At 35.9% G+C, this 22,003-nt stretch carries 16 protein-coding genes and 1 pseudogene; 7 read left to right on the top strand and 10 right to left on the bottom strand.

Annotated features, from left to right (window positions below):
• A partial coding sequence (locus VJJ03_RS10560) for a hypothetical protein (RefSeq protein ID WP_323975517.1) occupies positions 1-4,628 on the bottom strand: 4,628 nt, incomplete at its 3' end.
• Positions 4,629-5,073: 445 nt separating this feature from the next.
• On the opposite strand from VJJ03_RS10560, the gene lipB reads away from it, so the two are divergent.
• On the top strand, positions 5,074-5,769 hold the full coding sequence (gene lipB / locus VJJ03_RS10555) for a lipoyl(octanoyl) transferase LipB (RefSeq protein ID WP_009746149.1): 696 nt from the start codon (positions 5,074-5,076) through the stop codon (positions 5,767-5,769).
• A gap of 8 nt (positions 5,770-5,777) precedes the next feature.
• On the opposite strand, the gene VJJ03_RS10550 is transcribed toward lipB, so the two are convergent.
• A complete protein-coding gene (locus VJJ03_RS10550; protein WP_323975516.1) occupies positions 5,778-7,457 on the bottom strand; it encodes a L,D-transpeptidase family protein in 1,680 nt (559 codons plus the stop codon).
• A 105-nt stretch (positions 7,458-7,562) separates the two neighbouring features.
• Between VJJ03_RS10550 and VJJ03_RS10545 the strand changes: the two genes are divergently transcribed.
• The gene (locus tag VJJ03_RS10545) at positions 7,563-10,553 is read left to right on the top strand and encodes a VIT domain-containing protein (RefSeq protein WP_323975514.1); all 2,991 of its coding nucleotides are present in this window, start codon (positions 7,563-7,565) and stop codon (positions 10,551-10,553) included.
• Positions 10,554-10,558: 5 nt separating this feature from the next.
• A complete protein-coding gene (locus tag VJJ03_RS10540; protein ID WP_323975512.1) occupies positions 10,559-11,305 on the top strand; it encodes a hypothetical protein in 747 nt (248 codons plus the stop codon).
• Positions 11,306-11,396: 91 nt separating this feature from the next.
• Here the strand turns inward: VJJ03_RS10540 and VJJ03_RS10535 are convergent.
• Positions 11,397-12,965 (bottom strand): annotated as a pseudogene (locus VJJ03_RS10535) (flotillin family protein).
• 60 nt (positions 12,966-13,025) lie between these two features.
• On the bottom strand, positions 13,026-13,589 hold the full coding sequence (locus tag VJJ03_RS10530; protein ID WP_009746154.1) for a hypothetical protein: 564 nt from the start codon (positions 13,587-13,589) through the stop codon (positions 13,026-13,028).
• A 234-nt stretch (positions 13,590-13,823) separates the two neighbouring features.
• On the opposite strand from VJJ03_RS10530, the gene cdd reads away from it, so the two are divergent.
• Genes cdd through VJJ03_RS10515 form a run of 3 tightly spaced genes read left to right on the top strand, consistent with a single transcriptional unit; the run spans position 13,824 to position 16,715 of the window.
• Entirely contained in the window at positions 13,824-14,303 is a 480-nt protein-coding gene (gene cdd, locus VJJ03_RS10525; RefSeq protein WP_009746156.1) for a cytidine deaminase, read from the top strand.
• A gap of 51 nt (positions 14,304-14,354) precedes the next feature.
• Positions 14,355-15,998 (top strand): bacillithiol biosynthesis cysteine-adding enzyme BshC, encoded by a 1,644-nt coding sequence (bshC, locus tag VJJ03_RS10520; RefSeq protein ID WP_009746157.1) that lies wholly within the window; start codon positions 14,355-14,357, stop codon positions 15,996-15,998.
• An 18-nt stretch (positions 15,999-16,016) separates the two neighbouring features.
• Positions 16,017-16,715 (top strand): metal-dependent hydrolase, encoded by a 699-nt coding sequence (locus tag VJJ03_RS10515; protein ID WP_009746158.1) that lies wholly within the window; start codon positions 16,017-16,019, stop codon positions 16,713-16,715.
• 117 nt (positions 16,716-16,832) lie between these two features.
• Here VJJ03_RS10515 and nadD read toward each other — a convergent pair whose 3' ends face one another.
• The 6 genes from nadD to rplM form a co-directional block, all read right to left on the bottom strand.
• Positions 16,833-17,420 carry a nicotinate (nicotinamide) nucleotide adenylyltransferase gene (nadD, locus tag VJJ03_RS10510; RefSeq protein ID WP_323975509.1) on the bottom strand — a complete coding sequence of 196 codons (588 nt, stop codon included), beginning with the start codon at positions 17,418-17,420 and terminating at the stop codon, positions 16,833-16,835.
• 14 nt (positions 17,421-17,434) lie between these two features.
• Positions 17,435-18,004: a guanylate kinase gene (gene gmk / locus VJJ03_RS10505; RefSeq protein ID WP_323975507.1), complete on the bottom strand. Its 570-nt coding sequence runs from the start codon at positions 18,002-18,004 to the stop codon at positions 17,435-17,437.
• A gap of 92 nt (positions 18,005-18,096) precedes the next feature.
• Positions 18,097-19,062 carry a translation elongation factor Ts gene (gene tsf, locus VJJ03_RS10500; protein ID WP_323975505.1) on the bottom strand — a complete coding sequence of 322 codons (966 nt, stop codon included), beginning with the start codon at positions 19,060-19,062 and terminating at the stop codon, positions 18,097-18,099.
• Positions 19,063-19,136: 74 nt separating this feature from the next.
• The gene (gene rpsB / locus VJJ03_RS10495) at positions 19,137-19,865 is read right to left on the bottom strand and encodes a 30S ribosomal protein S2 (protein ID WP_323975503.1); all 729 of its coding nucleotides are present in this window, start codon (positions 19,863-19,865) and stop codon (positions 19,137-19,139) included.
• 128 nt (positions 19,866-19,993) lie between these two features.
• On the bottom strand, positions 19,994-20,380 hold the full coding sequence (rpsI, locus tag VJJ03_RS10490) for a 30S ribosomal protein S9 (protein ID WP_009746163.1): 387 nt from the start codon (positions 20,378-20,380) through the stop codon (positions 19,994-19,996).
• Positions 20,380-20,835, bottom strand: a complete 456-nt coding sequence (rplM, locus tag VJJ03_RS10485; RefSeq protein WP_323975500.1) for a 50S ribosomal protein L13 — start codon at positions 20,833-20,835, stop codon at positions 20,380-20,382. Before rplM ends, rpsI begins: the two co-directional genes overlap by 1 nt.
• Positions 20,836-21,036: 201 nt before the next feature.
• Between rplM and VJJ03_RS10480 the strand changes: the two genes are divergently transcribed.
• The gene (locus tag VJJ03_RS10480; RefSeq protein ID WP_009746165.1) at positions 21,037-21,999 is read left to right on the top strand and encodes a type I phosphomannose isomerase catalytic subunit; all 963 of its coding nucleotides are present in this window, start codon (positions 21,037-21,039) and stop codon (positions 21,997-21,999) included.
• The last annotated feature ends 4 nt before the right edge of the window (positions 22,000-22,003 follow it).

The raw sequence follows: 22,003 nt of genomic DNA, 5'->3' as shown, positions 1-22,003 counted from the left end.
TCTACTATCGCTCGCATCTTCCCATCATTCACCCCATAACAACTCTGCGCTACTTCTTGATGTGATGAGATCTTGAATTTCTTGCTTTCTGTCTTCTCTACATGAACAGTAAGATCAACATAACTGCTAGCACAGGCTTTAGGTTCTTGATATACATAAATATCATCTAAAGCAAGGTCATTACCACTAATAACAGGGCTCATACTAACAATTTCTATACGAAGTGAAGTAACTCCCGGAGATGCTAATTCTCCAGAGAACTCATACCAAGCATTTGGGTCATGTCCGTTCAATGGTGGAGCTAAGGTAGAGGAAGGAGGTACCAAATTAGCTCCTGTTACCTTATCTACCACACGTATCTGGAAAAGAGGTGCACCACAGGAAGTACAGAAACATAAATTATACACATACATCTTGAACTTAATAGGTTGTGTAGGGACTACATCTTCTACTTCTTTAGTATATATGGGCTTATTATATCCTATACTTCCCACATTCATTGCTAGATAGCGACCATTAGGGAGTCCTGTATGGTCACGTGGAGTTGTCCAACAGCCATTTGCTAAAGTATTCTGATTATTTTCAGCAGAAGTAACTACATAATAACCATCATGTATAACAGAATTAAGTACACATCCATAAGCTGAATACACATTAGGGTCACATCTGTTAACTCCCTGACCAAAATCTTCTTGTAATAATACTATAGGATTTGGTGAAGCAGTTTCCTTATAAAACACCCTAATAGTTTGATTACCTGAAGAGGTAATGTTAGGGAAGGTAGCCGGAGGCACTGTACCAGCAGTAAAGCCTGATGGAGGCACTGTAGGCAGAGTACCTGGTGTATGAGAGAGGCTATAACTATACGTTCCTTTATCGGTGGTAATATTTGCCCTAGCAATACCGTCACAGTCATATTTGATACTTGCATTAAGCGTAGGACGAGCAATAGGAGCCATCACCTGTATATCTTTGTTCCATTCACAGACAGGCCCTCCTGGAGTAGCAGGTACATTCTGCACTTTTACATGATAAAGACCAGGAGTAAGATTATCAAAAGTATTAGAAAGCTGCCAAGTAACACCATTATCTATACTATATTGATAAGAATTAGTAGTTCCTCCTTTTACATTTGCTACACGAATAGAAGCAGAGTTTGCCGGAGTTTCACAAGCAAGCTGTATTACTCCAGCAAAGGCACGAATAGGTCCATTTCCTTCAGAGATAGTTTGCTCTATGGGATCTGTATGAGGTGGGTTACATTCAGTATGTGTTCCTCCTCCATGTACAGTATAGGTAATACAATCCTCTGGATAGTGACAGGTAATAGTTCCCTTAGTATAATAAATCCGCGCTTGATACTTTCCTACTGCTAAATCACGGAAAGTATTATTTGACTGACGTATTTGACTATCCCAATCAGGCCAAGTACCATCAGCATTTTGCTTACGTATAACATACTGTACCTGTGTATAATCGGAAGCATGGAAATTGGTATTAGTAATACTTACCTTGAGTTGTCCTGAAGTAGCACTACATACGGCATCTACTACTTTATCAAGAGTAAAGATAGGCTTTTCTTGATATTCATAGGTGATTTCCTTGGTGGCTTCACAATTATTTTCATCATATACAAATACCTTATATATTTTGGAGCCAGGACCTACCCAAGTATCCTTTACTTTTAAAGTATAAATATGTACTACAGGGGTTCCCCCTGCACCTTCAAACACCTCTACATCATCATAGGTGATAGTACCTGCTTGATTCTTTACAATAAAAGAATACCTACCATTAATAGGATTAAGCTTACCTCCTTGTACTTTGATAGTTATTTCTTTCTCCAGACCACAGGCAATACTTTTAGCTCCCCCTGCATTTATCTTTAGTTCAGGAACTTGATCAATAGTAATATTATTGTGAGTTACAGAACAGCCTGTACGATAGGTAGGCTCCACAACCACCTTATAATTATTAGCTGCTGGTAAGGCATAGAGAACATTCCTTACCGTAGGAATATTATCAGAATTAAGTTTGGTAGTATTGTCCACCACATAACTTGTCACTATAGTAGTTCCCTGGGTTACAGTTACTTTTACCGGTAGTGTAACATCAGAATTCACCACTACACGAAGTTTCCCAGAAGCAGGATTACTACTTACACACTTGACTTCTTCCACTTGGGTAACAGTGAAGGCAGTGTCATCAGTAACAGAAGCTACATCTACATCCTTTATATATTCACATACATTCTCTTGGAAATTTGCCACCTTAGCACGTATATATACTTGATAAGCTCCTGCTTGGGTTACTGGAATATCAAAATGAGTAGTGCCTGCAGCCAAATCTGTATAGGAAGTAGAGCCTGCAGGACCGGAAAGTTTCCATTGATAAGTTCCATTAGGCAAACCGGCAACTTTTATCTTTCCTATGCCACAGATAATATTCTCTACCGTAGCACTATAGGTAAGGTCTCCCTTATAAGCACGGAAGTGATAGGTAAGTGGACAGTTAGGATGACCTATTCGTACGGCATATTCAGAACCATTAGCATGTATATCTACCGCCTTAAGAGTAAAGGATTTCCCTGTATGTACAAGTTGCCACTGACTATCAGATTGAATGCTCCCCCCTAAAACAACAGGTGGGCAACCATCAGTAGGTTTGGGACGCTGTATCTTATATTTATACCAAGTTACTTGTCCATCAGTAAGGGAGGCATCGGTAATAGTGAGGATTTGTTGACCATTGCACACAGCAATACCAAGATACTCTTTACCATCAATATTACATACCTCGCGTTCGGTAATATAAGGAGCATTTCTCAAAGGGTGTAGTTCATCTCCTGTACGGTTATATACATCATACTTAATACGCAATGTATTATTACAGCGATTACCTCCTGGAGGAGGAGTACGCTCTACCCAATACACTCCAGCAGAAGAAATAGGTAAATCCTCAGTGGTAGCAATTACACCTGCTTGCCCCTCCTTAGTCCATTTCCATGAAACAAAGCCGGAACCTCCTTTAAGCACCATACCCCCACAAAAAGGAAGACGTTGTGAAGCACAGGAGTCATCCTTAACAAAAAAAGTAGTCGCTTCTTCACTATTCTGATCACAAGCACCTCCTGTATTAGCAAAAGAACCTGTACGATACTCCTTATTGTCCAACGAAGCATGATAGAGCATTTCTGCTTGATTCTTCATCTCATTAGAACAAAAATCAATAAGATCAGCACAATCAGGATTTACCTTTACATTAAGCACTATAGGAGCTGAAAAAGGAGCCGTAGGAGAGTACTGTAGAAGTGATGGATCTACCTGGAACTTTATCATGGTACGTCCTGTGTTATTATAATTAGGAGTAGCAGAAATAAAGGTTACTCCCGAAGGCAAAGGTTGTTCAAAATTCTCATAAGTAATCCCCTTCGGAAGTAAATCCTCAAGAATAGCATCACGTACATTGTCATTTCCTATATTACGAAATTTTAAACGATATTTGAGCGCATCGCCAAAAGCCACTTGTTTATTAGTAAAATCCTTCCACTGTCCTGCCTCCAAGCCAAGTACTTCTTTTTGAGTCTCTACATGCGGAGCTATCGCATCCACAGAAAAGGGAACTACAAAAGTAATATAAGCATCTTCTGCCACAAATTCAATATTTAAAGAAGTTGCTCCATTAGCAATAACTGTATTATTAGGATTAGAAATATCAAAAACATCTATATCTACAAAAGTTGTTCGCAATGGAGTAATGGGATTTCTTGGCATGGCTGTCAAAGAGTGATTTAAGGAGACTGAAGCATCCATAAAGTCATCATTTCTATTAGGAACTGAGGTTCCATTCCCTTGTACATGCCCATTAATTTTTAATTGGTCAAAAGAATCCATATTTCCAGCCCCTGTGAACAGACCTATACGTGCTTTTATAGGAGCAGGTGCAGGGGGTGTTTGAAATCCTGTAATAGGGATTGTGCGTGTCTGCTTTCCTGCATACTGAAAGAAATTCCAACGAGAACTATCATATATGTATATACGTTTACTTGTATTTGCATTTACATCCTCATATACTACAACTAAATTCCAGCCTCCCCATCCCTGATCAAATTCATCAGAATAGATATCTCCAACAACATATTCTCCATTATTGAAATTAGAGCCAATACTTTGCAATAAGGAAGTTACGTCCTTAAAAGAATTATAAGCATCTTCTATATTTGCAAAATTAGATTGCATGTGTACATCTGCCGTAAGACTATGATAATAATTTTGACCTGGTAATTTAAATTTGACCTGTCTTTTTCTAACATCATTATTTCCCATTTGTACAGGTGCAGCCCAATATAAGCCAGCCCATTTCACACGTAGACAAGAACTTGGAGAAGATATTCGTAAGGTTGCTGCACTTGCATTCATCGTAGGTCTATTTCCATGAGAAGGATCTGAAATATTAATTAGATTTCCTCCCACTTTACGTAAATTACCTATAAGCATAAAATCTCCTTTGATAGCCTGTCCATTATTATCCCATCGCAATTTTATAGGAGTATCTGCCACCTGCCCTCTCATGTTATCAGTTAAAAAGAAACAACAAAGAGCCACTAAAAGATATAAATACTTTTTCATAATGATTATGGTATTCGTTACGGTAAAGATTCTAATATATTATGTTAAACAACTGATTTATAAAAAAATAAAAAAGAATTTTTTTCTTAAAATATCTTTATTTTATATAAGTATATACAAAAGTAAAAGTATTAAAAAAATTCAATTAAAAAAAATAATTTTCTTTTTTTTTCATGAACTGTATTATTTCATACACTAATGGAAAAAATGTTAAGAATAAATATAAGAAAGATTCTAACTACTTTTCATAGCTATTATAATTATTTTGATATGACTTTATTTATAATAAGTAGTAAAATTATCTACAGGTATTTTCTTCTTAAAAAAGCCTCACTATATAATACTTTGCAAATTAACGATAGCCAAGAAACAGGATTATACCTTTTTAGTTAGGAAGATTTCCTATTTTTATGTACTTTTGCAATTCTTTATCACAATAGATGTTATGAATAAGAAAATTACTCTAATAGACTGGGGATTAAAAGATTATAAGGAAGCTTGGGAGGCTCAAGAGGAGTTATTCCAATCCATTATTACTCAGAAAATGACCAATAGAAACCTCCCCATACCTATCCCTACCCCTAACTATCTGATTTTCGTAGAACATCCCCATGTACTTACCTTAGGAAAAAGTGGAATAATGGAGCACTTGCTCATGAGTGAGGATTTCCTAAAACAGAAACATATCTCTTTCTATAAGGTAAACCGTGGAGGGGACATCACCTATCATGGGCTGGGACAGGTGGTTGGTTATCCTATCTTAGACTTAGATAATTTTTTCCCTGATATCCACCAATACCTACGCTATTTAGAAGAAGTAATCATCCTTACCCTTGCAGACTATGGACTCAAAGGGGAACGTAGCAAGGGAGAAACGGGAGTCTGGATAGATGTAGGTACTCCTTTAGCTCGCAAAATATGTGCAATGGGTGTAAGAGCTTCTCGCTGGGTTACCATGCATGGTTTTGCCCTGAATGTAAATACAGATTTATCTTACTTTAATTATATTGTCCCTTGTGGAATTGCCGACAAAGCAGTTACCTCTCTTGAAGCAGAACTTGGACATTCTGTTTCTTTAGAAGATGTTAAGGAGCATATTATCCACCATTTCTTAGAAGTATTCTCCGCCACGCTCAACTGAGAGAACAGTTACATAGTTTTATAGTGATTAAGTACCTTAAGTTGTTCTTTGTCAAACTGATAAGGATCATTACGGATAATAAGATTCCCCTTCTTATCTACCCAAGCAGTAAGATAGGATATATCTATCACAAAGTGCTTCTTGGGATGCACTCTGTACTGGTTTTTCCCTGTATCCATTGCCTCTCTGACCTTCTGTTCATCCCAATCTTCAGAGGATTTGAGTAGATAAGTAGCAAATTGATCAGGATATTCTACACGAATACAGCCATGACTATAGGTACGCTGTGTATTTCCAAAAAGTCGCTTGGAAGGGGTATCATGCAGGTAGATACTCATATCATTATAAAGGACAAACTTCACCAAACCTAAGGAATTACGTTCGGAAGGATCTTCTACAAAATAGAAAATACGTTTATGTAGCTGATCATCCTTCCAATTAACTTGAGTGGGATCTATCTCCCTATTATTCTCATAAAGTTTATATCCACGCTTAGCATATTTAAGTGAATCTCCACTACTTATAATATTAGGTATCATTTCCTTACGTACAATACTCTGTGGTACCGACCAAGTGGGACGAAACTCTATATACCTAAGACTGTCAGAGAAAATAGGGGTAGGCGTTTTAGGATTACCTACCACTACCCTAGTTTCAAACATTAAAGAATCCTTATGAAATAGGCGTAGGCAATACTCAGGAATATTCACCAATATATAATCCTCTCCTAAATCTTTATTTTGCCAACGTAAGCGCTCCATATTCAGGAGTAACAAATCACGTTTCTGCTTAATGTTCATCTGCAAATAATTCATAGTTAATGCACCAGGTATTCCATCTGCAGGAATCCCTATACTCCTTTGAAATTCTTTAACTGCTTCTATAAGTAAGGAATCTACCTGTTGAGGTTCACCTTGTACAGGAGATTTATAACCTTTATACTCCAAATGAGCTCGCAGGGCCAGAATTGTGCTATCGGCATAACCTATGCCATAACTCTTCAAATCTGTAATAGAAAAAAGAGGATAAGTAATAGCCGTATCTTTTTCTAATTCTCTATATTTCTGTGCCATTGCTTTATAAAAAGATTGCTGCGGTTGAAGAGCATCTATAATTAAGGAAAGATTATCATCATCCTTAAGCTTTAAAAGGAGCTCTACATTATCCAAATAAGGGCGATTACGCCTCCAAATACGCTTTTCATCTCCTACCTTAGGAATACGTCCTCTTGTCAAATGATTAGTAAAAAGTAAAAAAGAAGCTGTAATTTCTCTATCTAAACCTTCTAATTGCTCTGAAGAATAAGAATACTTATACAGAGAATCTACTTGATGAGCGAGTCTTTCTTTATGATAATTCTCCGGAAAAAATCCATAATCTACAAATTCATCAAGAACCTTTATATAAGAAGTAAAAAGAGCAGATGGTTTATTCTGATATAACCAACGAGTTCTATAATCATATTTTTTATAAAAGTCCACAAGTTCTCGCTCTATTACAGGTCTATAGATGTGATCCTTGATAGTTACCTTCTTAAGAGACGCCGCCGTTGTATCTTGCAAAGATACTGCTTGATAGGATTCATTAACCTCTCTATTGGAAATCTCCTTCACTATTGCTTTGGAATCCCTTCGCCTGCACCCCAAAAGAAGCAATGAAAATAGAAGGATATACAAATATTTTAACATATTATCATTTTTAGGGACAAAGATAAATATTTTTTAAGATAATAAGCAAAATATTGGCATGTTATTTGTATAATATTTTATAGCAATTTTTTAATAAATAGAAAGATGAAAAAGTTTCTATCATTTCTCATACTGTTTTACTCTTTAAATCCCTTAATAGCCCAAAAAACTATTATTCCTCAGGTAAAAGTAGTTAATGAACACAATGCTAATCCCATGATCTTACAAGAACTTTCTATAGATATATTGGTAATGGGACAAACAGCAGTAACTACTATGGAAATGAGTTTCTATAATCCCAATAGCCGTGTAATGGAAGGCGAGTTTGAGTTTCCTCTCTCCGATGGGCAACAAGTCTCTCGTTTCGCTCTGGATATTAATGGAAAGCTCCGTGAGGGTGCTGTAGTGGATAAGGCTCTGGGACGCAAGGCTTTTGAGGACATTGTACGCCGTGGTGTAGACCCAGGTTTGTTAGAAAAAACCGAAGGAAACAACTTCCGTGCCCGTGTATATCCTATGCCCAGAAGAGGTTCTCGCCGTATACTTATCGCATTCGAGCAAGAACTCTCCCAAAAGGACGGACAGGATTTCTTTTTCCTCCCTATCGCTACGGCTATGAAACTTAAGAAATTTAGAATACACACCGAAGTAGTCTCCCGTTTTGTAAAAGCCAATATACAGAATTCACTACAACTGGATTTTACTCAAAGTCGCAATAGCTATATCAGCGAGGTAGAGAAGACCAATTATACCTTAGATAAAAACATCGCTCTTACCTTTCCAAAGATAGACAAACCCCAGCTCATCAGTGCCTCCAAAGGAGATAAAAGCTACTTATATGGAAATATCGCTTTAGAAAAACTACCTCTGAGAGCTAAAGAAGCTCCTAAAAATATAGGAATCCTTTGGGATATATCCTCCTCAAGTGAGAAAAGAGATTTTGCCAAAGAATATGCTCTCTTGGATGCCTATTTCAAAGAGGTAAAGAATGTAAAAGTGACCCTCACTACCTTTCATATTCGTACTTCCAAGCCTATTTTCTTTGAGGTAAAAGACGGTAATTGGCAAGAATTAAAACACTGTTTAGAAAATCAAACCTATGATGGAGCTACCGACGGAAATGCGATGATATTCCCTCATGGAGCAGATGAATATTTCCTATTCTCCGATGGTATCTTTAATTTTGGCAAAGAAGAGTTCAAGATCAATAACTTAGTCAAAAACCTTCACACTCCTGTTAATATCATTACCTCCCAACTTGTGGCGAATATGGACAAACTACAATATTTAGCAGGAACCACAGGGGGTAGTTTTATCAACCTCAACACTCAAGAGCCCACTAAAGCACTTAAGTCATTACGTTATCAGTCCTTCCAGCTCTTAGGATATGAAGTAAAACAAGGAAAAATAACACACTTATACCCTGAAAAGGGTACCTTGATAGAAGAAAATTTCACTTTCTCAGGCGAACTTCTCTCTCAGGATGCCACATTGCTTATTTCTTTTGGCTATCCAAACAAAACAATCATACAGAAGGAGGTTATTTTTTCTAAAACCTCAGAGGCAAATATACATGAATTCTCACTTTTACGCCATATATGGGCAGAGAAAAAGATCTCACAGCTCCAAAGGGAAGGTTCTAATACTAAAAAGATAGATGCAGTAGGTCGGGAATATGGTATTGTAACCGAGGGCAACTCCCTGATTGTATTGGAAACAGTAGAGGATTATCTTCGCTACCAAATCACTCCTCCTGAAGAACTCCAAAAGGAATATTACCACCATGTAAACAAGGAAAAACAAGATAAGGAAAAAGCAAAGAAGGAACACCTGGACTATATTGTAAGACTATCCGAGGCCCAAAGCAAATGGTGGAATACTGACTTCCCTATTGTAGGTACCAAACCTGAGAAATCTAAAAAAGAAGAACAAGATGGAATGCAAATAGTGAGAGAAGAACATGCTGTGGCTGCTGGAGTACAAGCAAGAGCTGTAGCATCACAAAGTAATGCTTTAGTTATAAGAGCAGATCGAAGTTCTGTCTCAAGTAATAATGATGCTCAACTCGCTGATGTAGTTGTAACAGGGCATAGGGCTTCTAAGAAAGAAAGAAGACAAGCCAATAAAATAACACAAGCCAATATGAGCGGAGTAATAACTTATTCTGAGGAGGAAAACACCTCTAATACAAATCCTTCTAAAATAATCCTAAGCAACTATAACCCAGACACCCCTTACCTAAAAGTAATGGAATATGCTGACCCTGCTAAAGCGATAGAGACTTACTACAAACTCAAGAAAGAATACGGACAGACCCCTTCTTTCTATGTAGACGTAGCAGATTACTTCTTCAAAAAAGGAGATACTGAGCAGGCAGTATTAGTGGTGTCCAACTTAGCCGAACTTGGCTTGGAAGATGCACAACTGCTTCGCATATTAGGCTACAAGCTCAGCAACTACAAGGCAAACCAAGAGTCTATAGAGGTATTTCGCAAGGTGCTCTCTATCCGTGAAGAGGAGCCACAAGCCTATCGCGATTTGGGACTTGCCCTTGCGCAAGATAAGCAATATCAACAAGCAGTAGAAACATTATACAAGGTAGTTAGTCATCCTTGGGATAGCCGATTCAGAGAGGTGCAACTGATCGTGATGAATGAAATTAATAATATCGTAAATACCCAAAAGGGTATTCGGACATCCTTTATAGACAAACGACTACTCAAAAAAGAGCCTGTGGACATCCGTGTAGTTCTTACTTGGGATACGGACAACTCCGATATGGACTTATGGGTTACCGACCCTGAGGAGGAAAAATGTTTCTATGGACATAGACGTACTTTCTTAGGAGGTACTATGAGCCAAGATATAACCCAAGGATATGGACCAGAGGAATTTATGCTTAAGAAAGCACCTAAGGGCAACTATAAGATAGAGGTAAACTATTATGGGAATCGCTCTCAAAAGCAACTCTTCCCTGTAAGCCTCCGAATTACTTTCTTTACCCATTATGGTACCTCTCAAGAAAAGAAACAGGAGACTACAGTACGTCTCTCTAACAAAAGAGAAGTCATAGAAGTAGGTAGCTTTGAATTCTAATAAATATGAGACGCTTATTAGCATTCTTTGTAGCCTTATGGGGACTTAGTTCCTGTACAAGTGATATTACCTTTACTTTCCATAAGAATACCTCTTCTTCTTTTTTGGTAGAAGTGAATATGGAACGATTGATATATTTCTTGGGAGATAGCATCATGAAATCGTATGCAGAGAAAGATCTTGATAAAAAATGGAAAAGTATTTATGAAATATCAAAAGAGAGAAGAAAACCTCTTACAGGAAAGGACACCATAAATTTAGGTAAACGTACGTTTATCAAAGGACTTTACAAGGATGATAGTAATATTCCCTATGGATTTGCCTTGAAAGGAGATCGCTTGTCTCAGAAAGAATGGGCGACTTTAGGCAAAACTGGTCAGGCTGAAGAAAGTATCACCCAGTACGGAAGTTCTTTTTCCTCTATTTTCCAATGGGATGGAAAGACCCTCTTTTTCTTTCCTGAAGAGTTACTTAGAATTGGAACTGAGAAAACCTCAAATAACTCCTCAAATGAAAAAGACATTGATGAGGAGGAGGAACATTCTGAATCTGAATTAAGTAAGAAAATAAAAAGTCTTTATGTAATAAAAACTAACCTCTTTTGTAAGTTTGATCGAAAAATAAAATCCATACAAGGAAACCATCCTTACCTCAGGCAAATAGATGACCATACATTACAATTTAGTTTTGATGCATTGGAGGAACATCCTAAGAAAGAATTTGATTCCAAGATCATTATCATAACTAAATAAAAAATGAAAAGGTATAGCTAAGTTTGAATTTTCTTAGCTATACCTGTTATCTATTTACTCACATATCCAAGCCTTTTTGCTTGGGCTTTATCTATTTTTTATTTTTTTTTCCTTCTGAGGGCACTTCCTCTGTAGGAGTATCTTGGGAAGTTTCATTAGCCTTTGCTAAATAGTTTGGCAAATTGAGTCCAGCCATATTGAAGAGATCATTGAGTGGCGGTACGGTCTTCATCATACCAGAGACAAAGTTAGCTGTAGAACTATTGCCATTCTCTCCATTTCCGGAATCCCAAACAGTAATTTTATCTATTTTAATATTCTTTACTGCCTCTACTTGAGTTTTAACTAATTCAGGAAGTTTCTCTATTAACAGTAATTGGAATGCCTTAGTAGGATCGCCGCCTGCAGCACCAACCACATCCTTGTACCCTTGTGCCTGCTTAGTTAGGATTTCAAAGAGCCCCTTGGCTTCGGCTTCCATTTTCGCATAGATAGCGTCGGCTTCCCCTTTAGCATTTTCGCGCAAGCGATCCGCTTCTGCTTGAGCTTCTATAATCACACGCTGTTTAGCAATTTCAGCAGGAACAATGATATTTGCCTGTTGGGTAGCACGCTCCCTATCGGCACGAGCTGATTCAGCTTTTTCTTCTGCAGAATATGCCTCTTCTAAGGCTTTAGCTTGTTGTACCTTTTCAGCAGAAATAGCAATACGCAAGGATTCAGCTTCTTTTTCCCTACGTAGTGCATCTGAATTAGCAATTTCTATCTTAGCTCCATTCTCTCCTTTGATAGCAGATGCATTGGCTTCTGATATCTTGATACGGCTATCACGATCGGCTTCAGCTTTTCCTATTGACTCATCCTTCTTAGCTTCAGCAATTCCCACTGTCTCATCTTTCTTAGCCTGAGCAATACTAATTTCTTTATTTTTCTGAGTAATAGCAATCTTTACATCTCTATCTCTCTGTGTCTCTGCTATTTGAGTATCACGTTCTCTATCGGCAAGCGCCTTTCCTGTTTCTCCAATTTTCTCTTGTTCAGCTACACTAATCTTAGCTTCATTAATAGCTTTAGCGGCAGCCTCCTTTCCAAGAGCTTCTATATAACCGGATTCGTCCTTAATATCAGTAACATTAACATTTATAAGCTTCAGACCTATTTTTTTAAGTTCACTATCTACATTCTTAGAGATATTCTCTAAAAATTTATCACGGTCGGAGTTAATCTCTTCTATTGTCATGGTAGCAATAACCAGACGCAATTGTCCGAAGAGGATATCCTTTGCAAGTTCTTAAATTTGCTCAGGAGAAAGCCCTAAGAGGCGTTCTGCAGCTGCATTCATATTCTCAGGCTCAGTAGAAATGGCAATAGTGAAGCGGCAAGGCACATCTACTCGAATATTCTGACGGCTCAAAGCATTATAGAGATTTGCCTCAATGGAAAGTGGACGCAAATCCAAATAAGCAAAATCCTGAATTACAGGCCATACAAAAGCGCCTCCACCATGAATACAACGTGCTGAGGTACCCCCTGTACGCCCATAGATAACCAATATTTTGTCCGATGGACAACGTTTGTATCGTGCAGTAAGAGATACAATGGTTACAAACAAAACGATTGCAAATATAGCAATCAAACTAATGGGAGATGAAAAATCCATATATAATTAATTGTTAATTACTATTGTTGGTGACTATAATATCCAGAATCAAAAATTATCTTAGATTTTTTCTACAAATAGAATTTCATCTTTTACTTTAACTACTTTTACAGTTACATTAGAAGGAATCTTTTCTCCTTCTGTCATCGCATCTAATTCCCTGAGAGAACCACGTATGCTTAAAGTTACCTTTCCCCTGCCTGATAAGTATTCAGGAATAGGAATATACACCTGTGCTACTTTACCCAAAGTCTCTGTTATCTTAAAGGAATTATCTTCGGCAAGTTTCATCAAAGCTTGAATAGTTAAGAAGAAAATATATACAAATAAACACCCTATAATCACTGAAAACACAATTAATAGTACTTTGTTAGAGATTAACTCATAAAAAGAAATACCCGTCCAACTGAATCCTAACAGAAAATTAACTAAATTGCGAAGAGAAAAAAGTTGAAAGGGAGCATCTGTCCCAGAAAAATCTCCATCAAAATCCGCCTCTAATCCATCAGAAGCATTTGCTCCTACAAAGGTCATTATCGTTTGGATTACAAAAATAATAGATACTGGAATAGCTATAAACCAGAATCCTCTTAAATAAGCATCCATTGTAGTAAATATTTCCATGAAAATATACTTTATTATCTGGCAACAAAAATACAAAAAACAATCAAATAAATAATTTTTTTTGATTGTTTTTTATCAAGAAAATTAGCTTTGAAAAGAAATTCTATTTTTTTATAGGTTTTTATTTTATTTTTTTCTATCTTTGCTTCTCAGTTTTTCGTTCTAGTATAAAACTATTTTCCTATACTTAGTTATTATATATTGTTTATTATATTTCTTTTATATCAATAAATTATGAGTGAACAAATCTACCAATTTAGTTATAAAATCCATGATCTGAATGATATGCTTGAACAAGACAAAGCACTCATTTATAAGGCTATGGAAATAAGAGAGAAAGCATATGCACCTTATTCTTCCTTTTGGGTAGGAGCTGCTATTCTCTTGAGTAACCAACAGATTATCACAGGAAATAATCAAGAAAACGCAGCCTATCCTTCTGGATTGTGTGCTGAACGCACGGCTCTTTTCTATGCAAAAGCTAATTACCCAGAGGAAAAGATTATAAAAATTGCTATTTGTGGAGATAATAATAAAGCTCCTAAAGGGGAAATTACTACTCCCTGTGGTAGCTGTAGACAGGCTCTCTTAGAATATGAATGTACCCAAGGAGCCCCTATTACTGTTTTTTGTGCTAGCTCTCAAGGGAAAGTACTAGAAGTTTCCTCTATCAAAGAGCTACTTCCTTTCTGTTTCGAACTCTTGTATAAATAATTACCTATAAGATATTTGTAGATTTTTCTCTATTCCTCAAAAAATATTTTTATGACTGATTATATTCCCTACAAGGATACAGGATATTTTTCTGAATTCATTACTGATTATCTATCTCAAAAAGAAGAACTACGATGTTTGTACCATCGTTTCCCCCTTATAGATAACTTTTTGTCTCAGTTAAATGAAAAACAAGTCTATTTTTCTAAGGAAAATAGGAGGATCCTTGTAGAATCATTAGAGAGTCAATATAAAAACCTATCCATTTCTGAAAAGACACATCAGAATATACAATCTTTAAAGGAAGAAAATACCTTCACAATCACCACTGGACATCAATTAAGTCTTTTTACAGGTCCTTTATATTTTATTTATAAAATTATTTCCACTATTATAAGTTGCCAACAACTCAAACAACTATATCCTCAATACCAATTCGTTCCTATCTATTGGATGGCTACAGAGGATCATGATTTTGAGGAGATTAATCATTTTACTTTACAAGGACAAAAACTCTCATGGCATTCAGAACAAAAAGGAATGGTAGGAGATTTCTCCACAGAGGAACTCTACAAAGTTGCTAATATACTCAAAATAACCTTAGGTAAAAGTCATGAAGCACAATATTTAACAGATTTATTTGAAAAAACTTACACACAACACTCTAATCTATCTGCTGCTACCCGTTACTTGGTTAATGAACTTTTTGCTCAATATGGTTTAGTAATTATTGATGGAAATGATAAATCTCTCAAAAAGTTATTTTTTCCCTATTTCAAGAAGGAACTCACAGAGCACATCTCTCAAAAGAAAATAGAAAAAACACTTCTCTACATTAAAGGAATTAATAGAAATTACCCCGAACAAGTGCATCCTCGTGAAATTAATATTTTCTATGTAAAGAAAGGGTTAAGAGAACGTATTGTAAACGAAAATGGAAAATATAAAGTGCTTAATACGAACATACAATTCACTGAGGAAGAAATTCTAAATGAACTAGAGGATTTTCCTGAACGATTTTCTCCCAACGTAATTCTTCGTCCTTTATATCAAGAAATTATACTACCTAATTTAGCTTATATAGGAGGAGGAGGGGAAATTGCTTACTGGCTGGAACTCAAAGAAATGTTTACCTCCTACAAGGTACCTTTTCCTATTCTTATGCTTCGTAATTCTGTACTTCTCATTAGTGAAAAGCAACAAAAAAATATAGATAGATTAAACCTTACTCATTATGACATTTTTTTGAAAAATGACCTTTTGACAAGTAAAATTACTAAGAGAATTTCTGAAATTCCCATTGATTTTTCTGAACAAAAACAATTCTTACAAAAGCAATTTAATGACCTTTTTCAAATAGCCTCCCATACTGATAAGTCCTTCTTAGGAGCAGTAAGGGCACAAGAAGCAAAACAACTTAAGGGATTAGAACACTTAGAAAAACGTCTGCTTAAAGCTCAAAAAAAGAAATATAAAGATCAATTGGATAGAGCAATTTCCTTGCGTATTAGCTTATTTCCTAAAGAATCTCTACAGGAAAGAGTGAATAATTTTAGTGAGTATATGATAGAGACACAAGGACAACTTATCAAACTCTTAATCAGACATCTCAATCCTTTTGATTTCCGCTTTGTTATCCTCTGCTATGAGGAGTATTTCCAAAAACAAGGTGAATGCATAGAATACTTTAAATAATAACCAAATAAAATAATCATGAAAGTAACTTATTTAGGACATGCATGTGTCAATATTGAAATTGAAGGAACATACTTCCTTATAGACCCCTTCATTAGCGCTAATCCTCTTGCCAAACATATCAATATCAATAATATAAAGGCAACATACATCCTTCTTACCCATGCTCATGGTGACCATATTCTTGATACAGAAACCATTGCAAAACATACAGGAGCACAACTAATTACAAATCCTGAAATTCTTGATCATTACCGAAAATTAGGGATAGATGGACATGATATGAATATAGGGGGATCTCATCGGTTCCTTGATGGGAAAGTAAAGATTAAAATGATTAAAGCTGTCCATTCTTCTTCCTTCCCTGATGGAAGTTATGGAGGTAATCCTGCAGGATTTCTTATCAATTATAAAGATGAAACCATCTATGTATCAGGAGATACAGCCCTTACATTGGATATGAAAATCATTCCTCATCAATATAGAGTTGATTTGGCTATTTTCCCTATAGGAAACAACTATACGATGGGCGTAAGGGATGCGCTTACTGCCGCCAAATTCGTAGAGACCAATAATGTATTAGGAGTACACTATGATACCTTTGAAGTAATAAAGATTGACAAAGAAGCCTCCAAGCGCAAGTTCAGTGACGCCCATAAACGATTACACCTATTAGAGATTGGAGAATCTCTAGAAGTCAATAACTTGATAAAATAATTTAATAAAAAATAGTACTAATACTCTATAGTAACTATAAAATCAGAAATATTAAAACATGTAGGAGAAAGTGTAAGAACTTTCTCCTATTATTGTAAAGTTCAGTAAACTATTAATTCATTTGTAGAATCCCCACTTATCTATATAATTCCATACCTCTGAAGATAAAAGGGGTTGTACATTTCTGTTTTTAGCAATATCCTCCCTTATAGCTGTTGCAGATATTTCTATAATAGGTGCTTTCACATATATGATATGAGGATTCTCCTTAAATTGCTCTGGAATATTTCCTTCAACAATCCGTGGATATACATAAATGGAATATCTATTTAAGATAGCCTCATAATTCTTCCATTTATGAAAAGATTTTAGATTATCTTCCCCCATAATCAAAGAAAACACATGTTGAGGATACTTCTCTTCCAAATGAATTAACGTATCAATAGTATAATTAGGCTGTGGAAGATAGAATTCTATATCACAAGCACATAATTTCTCATATTTTTTGAGGCAAAGTTGTACCATTTCAAGACGATAGGAGTTCCCCAATAAAGTTCTCTTATCCTTAAAGGGATTCTGTGGTGTTACAACAAACCATATTTCATCCAGATCATTGTGTTCCACTAAATAATTAGCCAAAATAAGATGACCTACGTGAATAGGATTAAATGATCCAAAATAAAGACCTATCTTTTTCTGATTCATAATGAATTATTACATTACTTACTAAGAAAATTGCGAATCATTTGAAGTGCTTCATTTACACTTTGAGACAAATCATCATTAATAATAAGCCTATCAAAATGGGATGCCTGTTCCATCTCATATTTAGCTTTAGCAATACGCATTTCAATCTTTTCTATAGTTTCTGTATTACGCTTCTCAAGACGCTTTTTTAGTTCTTCAAGACTAGGGGGCTGAACAAATATAGAAAGTGCTTGCTCCTTAAAATGCTTTTTAAGATTAATTCCTCCAAATACATCCAAATCAAAGATAATATTTTTTCCTAGAGAAAAAAGCCTATCTATTTCACTTTGATAAGTCCCATAGTAGTTGCCAGCATATACTTCTTGCCATTCTATAAAAGCCTTTTCTTCTATCTTTTTTTTGAAATCATCAACCGAAATAAAATAATATTCTACTCCATGTTGCTCATTTCCTCTGGGAATACGTGAGGTAGTAGAAATGGAAAAGGCTAAATTTAAATCCGGATGTTTCAGAAGTTCTCTGATGATAGTTGATTTTCCACTTCCTGAAGGCGCTGAAAAAATAATAATTTTAGAAGTCATACTCAAGCTTTCTTTTAAAATAAAAGGGTTTCCTTAGAGTTAAGAAAACACCTTTTATTTTATTTAAATAATAATACTTTATATAAGAGAGACTACACGAGTGAAACTCTTTTGAATCCTGTAATTTCTACATTAAAAGCCCTTACATAGTCAGCCACCTTCTTACTCTCATCCTTGATATAATACTGATCAAGCAATGCTTTTTCTAAATCTAAAGTAGTATTATCATCAATGAACCGTTGTATTTTTCCGGGAAGGATTCTATCCCAAATCTTTTCAGGCTTACCCTCTGCTTTAAGTTCTGCTTTGGCATCTTCTTCAGCTTGTTTGAGTACCTCAGGAGTAAGTTGGAGAGCAGAGATATACTTAGGTACATGCTTTTCTGTCTTTCCAAGACGTCTTAGCTCTTCATTATCTTTCACAATAGCAGCAATACGTGCTTCAGTTTCGCTAGCTACATAAGCAGGATCAAAATCTTTGCTTGAAAGCACAATAGCCCCCATAGAAGCCACCTGCATACATACGTTGCGAGCCACCTCATGAGCCTTGTCAATAGCTGCAGAAAGTGATACTAAGGCCGCAATCTTGTTACCTGCATGAATATAGAGATCCACATAGTTACCTTCTAAAACTTCAAACTGTCCTATCTCAATTTTTTCACCAATAACTCCTGTTTGCTCAGTAAGTTTTTCAGCTACAGTAATTCCCTTAAAAGGAGCTTTTAGGAATTCTTCTTTGGTTTTATAGTTAAGAGCTACTTCAGCTAATTCATTTGCTAAAGCCACGAAAGATTCATTTTTAGCAACAAAGTCTGTTTCACAGTTGAGAGAGATAATAACTCCTTTGGTATGATTAGCATTTACTTTTGCAATAACAGCCCCCTCAGCAGATTCTCTATCAGCACGTTTTTCAGCCACTTTTTGTCCTTTTTTACGAAGAATTTCAATAGCTTTATCAAAATCCCCTTCAGCTTCTACTAAAGCATTTTTACAATCCATCATTCCAGCTCCAGTGGCTTGTCTGAGTTTATTCACCTCAACAGCAGTAATTTTTGACATATTTTTCTATATTTTTTTAAAAAAGTGATTATTTAATACAGAGTTTTTAAATAATCACTTTATAAATTTAACAATTAATTTTCAGTAGTCTTTTCTTCTGACTTTTCTGCTTTCTTATTGTCTTCAAGACCTTCTTTGATAGCCTCTACTACATAAGAGAGAATTTTTTCAATGGAACGAGAAGCATCATCATTGGCAGGAATTACATAATCCACTTCACGAGGATCTGAATTAGTATCCACCATAGCAAAAATAGGAATGTTTAACTTTTGCGCTTCTCTTACAGCAATGTGTTCTCTTAAAGTATCCACTACAAAAAGAGCAGAAGGAAGGCGAGTCATGTCCGCAATAGAGCCCAAATTTTTCTCTAATTTTTCTCTAAGACGAGTTACATGCAATTTTTCTTTCTTGGAAAGAGTATCATAAGTACCATCCTTTTTCATCTTATCAATAGATGACATTTTCTTCACTGCCTTACGGATAGTAACAAAATTGGTAAGCATACCACCAGGCCATCTTTCAGTAATGTAAGGCATAGATGCAGAAGTAGCTTTTTCAGCTACAATATCCTTAGCTTGTTTTTTAGTAGCTACGAAAAGAATCTTTTTCCCTGAAGCAGCAATTTTTTTAAGAGCTTCACAGGCTTCTTCTATCTTAGCAGCAGTCTTATATAAATTAATTACGTGAATACCATTTCTTTCCATATAGATATATGGCGCCATATTAGGGTTCCACTTTCTGGTAAGGTGTCCAAAATGCACTCCAGCTTCTAATAGGCCTTTTACTTCTATTGAATTTGCCATTTTTTTAATAGTTTACGTTCCGTATGATTTAGCAATAAATGGTGGTCATATTTCGCCCATTGTATTTGGATGCTAAACTAACTTTCCACATAGGGAAAATACGGCAATAAATAATTTTAAATAAAATATTAACGTTTTGAGAATTGGAATCTTTTACGAGCCTTCTTTTGACCGAATTTCTTTCTCTCTACCATCCGAGGATCACGAGTAAGCAATCCTTCCGGCTTGAGTATTGCTCTATTTTCAGCATCTACTTCACACAAGGCACGAGAAATAGCAAGGCGAATAGCCTCTGCTTGTCCTGTAATTCCTCCTCCATATACATTCACATTAATATCATAGGTATCCTCAGTTCCTGACAGAGCAAAAGGTTGCTTTATCTTGTACTGAAGAGTTGGAGTAGTAAAATAATTAGCCAAATCTCTCTTGTTAACGGTAATTTTCCCGCTTCCTTCTTTCATGTAAACACGAGCCACAGCGGTTTTTCTTCGTCCAATTTTGTGAATTACGTCCATTATTTAAGGTCATTTAGATTAATAGAAACAGGCTTTTGCGCTTCATGATTATGAGCAGTTCCTGCATATACTTTAAGATTACGGAATAAAGCTGCTCCTAACTTATTTTTAGGAAGCATTCCTTTTACTGCTTTTTCAATAATTCTCTCAGGAAACTTAGTAAGCACCTGTTTAAAAGATTGAATACGTTGCCCACCTGGATACCCTGTATAGCGAAGATATTCCTTAGTGTCCGTTTTCAGTCCACTGAGTTCTATTTTCTCAGCATTGATAATGATTACATTATCACCACAATCTGCGTGCGGTGTATAACTTGGCTTATACTTTCCTCTAAGGAGCTTCGCTACTTTTGAGGTAAGTCGCCCTAATTTTTGACCCTCAGCATTCACTATAACCCATTGTTTATCCGCGTTTTGCTTATTTACTGAGAGTGTTTTGTAACTTAATGTGTCCACACTTAAATTATTTTAATTAAACATTCCTATTCTGTTAGTCCTTCATTTTTTGAGATTTCTAACAGCGTGCAAAGGTACAACAATTTATCAAACTTGCAAATTTTTTTCCGACCATTCCTATAAATATTTTATAATGGACACTTTGAAAACTTTCACATTGAAAAAAAATTTGTATTTTTGTCCTCTCAAATTTTGATTTAAATGAACCTATATCCACTTATTTTTAATCCTATCTTTAAGGAACGTCTTTGGGGAGGAGATAAACTCAGAGAAGAGCTACACAAATCTATAAACCAACCTCTTATAGGAGAGAGTTGGGAAATCTCCACTGTAAAAGGAGATGTTTCAATCATTAATAATGGAGCACTAAAGGGCACTTCTTTACAAGCACTCATAGAAGAACACCCTAAAGCTACATTAGGAGAAAATGTCTATAAACGATTTGGAACAGACTTTCCTCTGCTTATCAAGTTCATTGATGCGGCTCAAGACCTATCAATCCAAGTACATCCTAATAATGAATTAGCTAAGAAGCGCCATAACTCCTTTGGAAAAACAGAGATGTGGTATATCATGGAAGCAGATCCAAATTCATCCATCATTATCGGCTTTAACAGAGATGTTTCCAAAGAAGAATATCAAGCTCATTTAGAGAAAAAAACACTCACTCAATTGTTAAATTATGAAAAAGTAAAACACGGAGATATGTTCTTTATCCCTGCTGGAAAAATCCATGCTATAGGAGCAGGAGTACTACTAGCAGAAATACAACAGACCAGTGATATTACCTATCGTGTGTATGACTTTGACCGCAAGGATAAAAATGGTAATTACCGAGAGCTGCATACAGAACTTGCCTTAGATGCTATTGATTTTCAAAGAAAAGATGATTTTCATAAATTCTATAACAAAACTGAAAATATTGAAAACCAAGCTGTCAATTCCCCTTACTTTACTACTAGCTACCTAAAGATTACACAAACTACCTCTTTTAAGCTTCCGCAGGATTCCTTTCATATATACATGGGAGTAGGAGGGAAAGGAAGCCTACAATACAAAAACATAGAACTTCCTTTAGAAAAAGGGAATACCCTGCTTGTACCTGCTTGCTGCTCTGAGATTACTCTTACAGGAGCTGTAGAAGTATTACAGGTACATTGTTAAAAAG

Source organism: Capnocytophaga sp. G2 (genome assembly GCF_035282625.1).
GTDB lineage: Bacteria > Bacteroidota > Bacteroidia > Flavobacteriales > Flavobacteriaceae > Capnocytophaga.
The sequence above is the reverse complement of the archived record's forward strand: the minus strand, read 5'-3'. Positions and strand labels throughout refer to the sequence as shown.